Origin of the sequence: Nocardioides sp. (assembly GCF_035697785.1) — a bacterium.
In the GTDB taxonomy this organism is placed as follows: domain Bacteria; phylum Actinomycetota; class Actinomycetes; order Propionibacteriales; family Nocardioidaceae; genus Nocardioides_B.
On sequence record NZ_DASSCL010000131.1, the window covers coordinates 43561 to 49658 of the forward strand.

A 6098-nucleotide genomic window follows, 5' to 3' on the forward strand; every position below is an offset into this window, starting at 1 on the left:
GGCGCGGTCAGTCGTCCTCTTCGGCGTCGAACTGCGCCGTACCGCCCGCGCACATCGCCTCGACCTCGGCGTCGGTCTCCTCGGACTCGAACTCGACCTTGACCTCTTCCGGCCCGCCCTCGTCGACCTCGACGGTGTAGCCGTTCGCCGGCGTCGCGGCCTGCAACGCGATCGCGTCGCCGTTGCACTGCACCACGACGCTGCCGGCGGCTCCGGTCCACTGCGTGGGCGGCGCGGCCGCGGGCGCGGGGGCGGGGGGTGCCGCCGGTGCCGGGGCAGCTGCTGCGGGGGCGGCGGGCGCCGGGGCCTCGGCAGCCGGTTGCGGCTCCGTCTTCGGCTCGGGTGCGGGGACCGTCCTCGTCACGGTGGTCACGCAGGCGCCGCCCTGGAGCACGGCCGGGGCCACGCAGTCGGCGAGCCTGTGCTTGACCTGCGGCGGCGGCCCGGGCAGCGGCTGCCCCACTGCGAGCACCGGCCCGTCGTCGTACGCCGGGGGTGGGACCTCGGCACTGGACTGGTAGGTCGTGACGCCGGTGGCCACGCCAGCGGTGGCGCCGACGAGCGCTACGAGAGCGGAGGAGATCCGCATGGTTCACATCCTCGAGAATCGGATCAGGTGCGGTGCGACAGCGAGTCTGCAGCGCCGGTCGCTATGCACACCTCGTGTGAACCTCAAGCCCGTCTCAAGCATCTGCGCCGCACGCCGGGATCCCCCGGCCTGACGTGCTCTTAACACGACGATGACACGGGCTTTGAGAAGGACCTCGCATGCTGGTGGTCGCACCTGATCCGCTCGGGAGGGAACCCCTACATGCGTTACACGCCCAAGACGCGTGACCGGTACAAGAACCTGCTCGCCGTGCTCACCGGCGCCGCCACGTTCGGCTCGTTCGTGGCCACCGGCGCGATCACCGGCGCCGCCGCCCGGGAGACCGGCGAGGCGGAGCAGGCGAAGGCCGCGAAGGAGGCCGAGGCCGCGCGGGTGAAGTACTCCGCCGCGCTCGCCGCCGCCCGGCAGCCGGCCTGGACGCCGGTCGTCACGGTGACCGACCCGCGTCCGCAGCGCACCGTCGTCCAGGAGGTCAGCGGTCCGGCCGCCACGCAGATGGGCGGAGGCGGCGAGGTCAGCGCACCCGCGGCACCCGCCGCACCCGCCGCTCCAGCGCCCGCACCGGCGTCCGGCGGGTCCGCCGCTGTGCCCGCGCCGGCCCCGGCCCCCGCAGCACCGGCGCCCGCACCGGCACCCGCGCCCGCACCGAGCAGCGGCTCCTGACCACGGTGACGCCGACGTCCGGCGAGACGTCCGTGCGCTGGGACACCCTGGGGACCTACGGGTATCTCGCCACGGCCGACCCGGCGCACCTCGACGACGCCTTCGCCATCGCGCGCGAGGTGCTCGACGCCGTCGACCGCACCTGCAGCCGGTTCCGCGACGACTCCGACCTGGAGCTGGCGAACCGCCGGCCGGGGCGCTGGGTCACCGTCGACCCGCTGCTGGTAGCCGCCGTCGACGTCGCCGTCGCGGCCGCCCGGGCCACGGACGGCCTGGTCGACCCGTGCCTGGGGCGGTCGCTGGTCCTGCTCGGGTACGACGCGGACCTGGCGGTCGTGCAGCGACGCGGCCCGGTGCCCGGTCACCGGGCCGACGTGACGCCCACCCCCGACGCGTGGCGGCTGATCGGCACCGACCCCGAGGGCGGCCTGCTGGTGCCGGAGGGCTGCTCGATCGACCTGGGCGCGACCTGCAAGGCCTGGGCCAGTGACCTCGTCGCCGCGAGCATCGTGGATCGCCTCGGGTGCGACCTGGTGGTGAGCCTCGGTGGCGACGTACGCATCGCCGGTCCCGGGCAACCGGGCTGGGCGATCGACATCACCGAGCGGCCCGACGACGAGGACCCGGAGCGGATCTGGCTCACCTACGGCGGGCTCGCCACGTCCAGCACGACCGGACGCCGCTGGGCCTCCGACCACGGGGAGGTGCACCACGTGCTCGACCCGCGGACCGGACGACCCACCGACGAGCACTGGCGCACGGCGACCGCCACCGGCGGCACCTGCGTGGCCGCCAACGTGGCCACCACAGCCGCCCTCGTGCTCGGGGCCGATGCGCCGGCCTGGCTCCAGGCCAACGAGGTCACCGCGCGCCTCGTGGACCGCACCGGCGCGGTCACCCTGATCGGCAGCTGGCCGGCGCCGACCCAAGCTCGACCCATGACCCAACCGACGAACGGATGGAACCGATGGAACTGACCGAAGGTCCTCTTCTCTGGTTCGCCAACCGGGGGACGGGAGTGGTGCTGCTGCTCCTGCTCACCCTCACGACGCTGCTCGGCGTCATGTCGACGCGCGGCGACGCGGGACGCGGACTGCCCCGCTTCGTGACGCAGGCGTTCCACCGCAACGTCAGCCTGATCTCGATGGCGCTGCTGCTGGCGCACGTCGTCACCGCGGTCGTCGACACCTATGTCGACATCCGCTGGTGGCAGGCGCTGGTGCCGTTCTGGGGCTCGACGTACGAACCGCTCTGGCTCGGGCTCGGCACACTGGCGCTCGACCTGATGCTCGTCATCGTCGTCACCAGCCTGTTCCGCAACCGGATCCCGCATCGTCCGTGGCGGGCGATCCACGTCCTCGCCTACGGCAGCTGGGGGCTCTCCCTGGCGCACGGGATCGGGATCGGCACTGACGCCCAGACCGGATGGGCCACCTGGATCGGGATCGTCTGCGCCGGCCTCGTCGCCCTCGCCGTCCTGTACCGGCTCCTCTGGCTGGGCCTCGAGGCCTGGCGTCGCAACCGCGAACGCCACCACGTCCCGTCGTACGTCGTCCCCGCAGGAGGCCACCGATGAGCCACACCACCACACGTCGCACCCCCACCGTTGAGGTCCGTCCGTCCGAGAACTACGGACCCCTGCAAGTCCACCCCGGCCCACGGCTTCTCGACGGCATCAGCCACGGGCCGTCCCTCGCGGCGCACCGGGCCATCTCGGGACCGCTGCCCGACCTCGACCTCGCCGGAATGCTCGGGCTGCTCGAGGACGTAAACATCCGCGGCCGCGGCGGCGCGGGCTTCCCGTTCACGATCAAGCTCGAGGCTGCGGCCGGCGCCAAGGGGCGCGCCACCGTCGTGGTCAACGCCAGCGAGGGCGAGCCGGCCAGCATGAAGGACGCGGCCGTGGCGCTCACCAAGCCGCACCTGATCCTCGACGGGGCGGTGCTGACCGCGCGCGTGCTCGGCGCCAAGGAGATCCACCTGGTGCTGCCCGGTGAGCACCCCGCGGTGCGTCGTTCGCTCACCGAGGCGGTGGCGGAGCGTGAGCGCGACGGCACGGACGGCCGCATCAAGTGGCGCACTCACACCGCCGACCAGCGCTTCGTCGCCGGCCAGGCACGTGCGGTCATCGAGCTGATGGCCGGCCGCGAGAACCTGCCGGTCACGTCCTGGGGGCCGGAGGCGCACAAGGGCTACAAGAACCGACCCACGCTGCTCTCGAACGCCGAGACCTACACCCAGGTCGCCGCGCTCGCCGCCCTCGGCGGCGAGGGCTACCGGGCTCTCGGCACCGAGGACGAGCCGGGCACCTGCCTGCTCACCGTGAACGGCGACGGTCACCGCCCGCAGGTTATCGAGGTGCCGCACGGCACGGCCTGGTCCGACGTCCTCACCGACCGCGTGCTCGACCGGCCGGTCCTGGTCGGCGGCTACCACGGCACCTGGGCGGCACCCTCGGGGCTTCGCGACGTCCCGGTGTCCCGTTCGCGGATGACCGACCTCGGCCTGGCGCTCGGCGCGGGCGTCGTACTGCCGCTGGAGCCCGGGGACTGTCCGCTGCACCGGACCGCGCGAGTCACGGCGTACCTCGCCGGCCAGTCCGCCCGGCGCTGCGGCCCCTGCCTCAACGGGCTGCCCGCCCTCTACGACGCCGTCTGGGCCGTGCATCGCGGCCAAGACGGAAGCGAGCGGATCGAGCAGCTCGGCGCGCTGCTCGCGCGCCGCGGCGCCTGCGCGCACCCCGACGGCACGCTGAGACTCGTGCAGTCGATGATGACCGCGTTCGGGGAGGAGATCGCGCTGCACGCCGACGGGCACTGCTCGTACGTCGAGCGGGCCTCCTCGCACACGAACCGCTCCGGCGACCTGACGGGAGCCACGCGATGACCAAGCAGCTACGAGTCGACTGGCCCAGCTGCAAGGGCCGGGGACTGTGCCACGAGATCCTGCCCGAGGCGATCCAGCTCGACGAGTGGGGCTACCCCCTCGTCGTCTCCGACATCGACGAGGACACGATCGGGCTGGCTCGAGAGGCCGTCAAGGTGTGCCCGACGCTGGCGCTTCGGATGGTCGACGCCCGACGCTGAGCCTCACCAGCAGGGCGGGTGGCGGTCCAGCCACGGGGCCGCCGCCTCGACCTGAGCCGCGAGCGCGAGCAGTGGCGCGTCCTCGCCCGGCCGGCCAGCCAGCATCACACCAACCGGCAGCCCGTCGGCTGTCCGGTGCAGCGGCAACGACACCGCGGGCATGCCGGTGACGTTCCAGGCCGACGTGAACGGCGTGAACTCCTTCTGGTTCTGGAAGTCCCGGGCCGGGTCGGCGTCGTCACGGATCGCGCCCACCGGCAAGGGCGGCTGCGCCAGCGTCGGCGTCAGCACCACGTCGTACGCCGCGAGGTGGCGCAGCGCCCGGGCCGCGATCCGGCGGATCTCCCCGAGCGCCAGCCCGAACTCCGGACCGGAGACCTTCCGGCCGCGCTCGATCAGCCACCGCGTCAGTGGCCGGAGGTCTCCCTCGCGGCCCGGCGGCACCTCGGCAAGTGCGGTGAGCACCGACCAGCAGGTCTCGAAGACCCGGGTGGCGTCGGGTGCGAGCGGCATGTCGACGTCCTCGACGTCGTGCCCGAGGTCCTCGAGCAGCCGGCTGGTCGCCTCGTAGCCGGCCAGGCACTCGGGGTTGATGGCGGCGTCGGCGATCACCGGGTCGTCGAACCGTGCCACCCGCAGCCGCCCCGGCTCGCGGTCACACCAGCCGAGGAACGTCTGGTCCGCCGGCAGCGGCGCGGCCCAGAACGGGTCGCCGACCGCAGGACCGGCGATCACGTCGAGCAGTGCGGCGGCGTCGCGCACGGTGCGCGCGAGGGGTCCCGCGGTGCCGAGGCCGATCGGGTCGCCGTGCACCGGGCTGCCGCTGACCCGGCCACGGCTCGGCTTGAAGCCGACGAGGCCGCAGCACGAGGCCGGGATCCGGATCGATCCGCCGCCGTCGGACCCCTGCGCCACCGGCACCAGCCCGGCGGCCACGGCGGCACCGGCGCCACCGCTCGAGCCGCCGGCCATCCGGGTCAGGTCCCAGGGGGTGCGCGCCGGCGGGGCGACGTCGGGCTCGGTGTAGCAGGGCGACCCGAACTCCGGCGTGTTCGTCTTGCCGAGGCTGATCGTCCCGGCACGTTCGAGCCGCAGCACCACCTCGTCGGAGACATCGGGCACGAAGTCCGCCATCACCTTCGCGCCGAACGTCGTGCGGATCCCTGCGGTGAGGTTGAGGTCCTTCACAGCCGTGGGTACGCCGAACAGGGGCCCGCCCTCACCCGCCCTTGCCTCGGCCAGCCGTGCCTGCCCGCGGGCGAGGTCGCCGGTCACCGTGACGAACGCGCCCACCTCGTCGGAGAGCCGGTCCACCCGGTCGAGGTAGTGGTCGACGAGCTCGACCGGTGACACCTCGCGTCGTCGTACCGCCGCGCCCTGCTCCAGCGCGGTGAGGTCGTGGAGCTCGGTCATGCGTTGAGGACGGGCAGCTTCGCCAGGGCGGCCTCGGAGCCGGCACCGTCCCAGGCGTGGTCGGTCACCTGACCGGACAGGTAGGCGTCGTAGGCCGCGAGGTCGAGGTGCCCGTGTCCGCACAGCGCGGTGAGGATGACCTTCTCCTCGCCGGTCTCCTTGCACCGCAAGGCCTCCTGCACCGTCGCGGCCAGCGCGTGGGTCGGCTCGGGTGCGGGCACGATGCCCTCGGTGCGGGCGAACTGCACGCCCGCGGCGAAGCAGTCGCTCTGGGACATCGACTGCGCCTCGAGCTCACCGGTCTCGTAGAGGTGGCTGATCAGCGG

The 6098-nt window shown here is 73.5% G+C and carries 7 protein-coding genes and 1 pseudogene; 5 read left to right on the plus strand and 3 right to left on the minus strand.

The features are described 5' to 3' along the window. Positions 1–7: 7 nt before the first annotated feature. Positions 8–589 carry a hypothetical protein gene (locus VFH10_RS14340; protein ID WP_325129718.1) on the minus strand — a complete coding sequence of 194 codons (582 nt, stop codon included), beginning with the start codon at positions 587–589 and terminating at the stop codon, positions 8–10. A gap of 222 nt (positions 590–811) precedes the next feature. Between VFH10_RS14340 and VFH10_RS14345 the strand changes: the two genes are divergently transcribed. From VFH10_RS14345 to VFH10_RS14365, 5 genes are read left to right on the plus strand one after another with little or no spacing between them, the layout of a single operon-like run. Then, positions 812–1273 carry a hypothetical protein gene (locus VFH10_RS14345; RefSeq protein ID WP_325129719.1) on the plus strand — a complete coding sequence of 154 codons (462 nt, stop codon included), beginning with the start codon at positions 812–814 and terminating at the stop codon, positions 1271–1273. A 5-nt stretch (positions 1274–1278) separates the two neighbouring features. Next, positions 1279–2250, plus strand: coding sequence for an FAD:protein FMN transferase (locus VFH10_RS14350; RefSeq protein WP_325129721.1), 972 nt, complete (start codon positions 1279–1281; stop codon positions 2248–2250). Further along, complete coding sequence (locus VFH10_RS14355) at positions 2241–2849, plus strand: ferric reductase-like transmembrane domain-containing protein (RefSeq protein ID WP_325129723.1); 609 nt, start codon at positions 2241–2243, stop codon at positions 2847–2849. Before VFH10_RS14350 ends, VFH10_RS14355 begins: the two co-directional genes overlap by 10 nt. Then, positions 2846–4159 carry an NADH-ubiquinone oxidoreductase-F iron-sulfur binding region domain-containing protein gene (locus VFH10_RS14360; RefSeq protein WP_325129725.1) on the plus strand — a complete coding sequence of 438 codons (1314 nt, stop codon included), beginning with the start codon at positions 2846–2848 and terminating at the stop codon, positions 4157–4159. The genes VFH10_RS14355 and VFH10_RS14360 overlap by 4 nt, the downstream gene beginning before the upstream one ends. Beyond that, complete coding sequence (locus tag VFH10_RS14365; RefSeq protein ID WP_325129727.1) at positions 4156–4359, plus strand: ferredoxin; 204 nt, start codon at positions 4156–4158, stop codon at positions 4357–4359. The genes VFH10_RS14360 and VFH10_RS14365 overlap by 4 nt, the downstream gene beginning before the upstream one ends. Positions 4360–4362: 3 nt before the next feature. Here the strand turns inward: VFH10_RS14365 and VFH10_RS14370 are convergent, their stop codons facing one another. Then, the gene (locus tag VFH10_RS14370; RefSeq protein WP_325129729.1) at positions 4363–5772 is read right to left on the minus strand and encodes an amidase; all 1410 of its coding nucleotides are present in this window, start codon (positions 5770–5772) and stop codon (positions 4363–4365) included. Beyond that, a pseudogene (locus VFH10_RS14375) lies at positions 5769–6098 on the minus strand (TrpB-like pyridoxal-phosphate dependent enzyme); the annotation flags it as partial. The pseudogene VFH10_RS14375 and the gene VFH10_RS14370, both read right to left, overlap by 4 nt.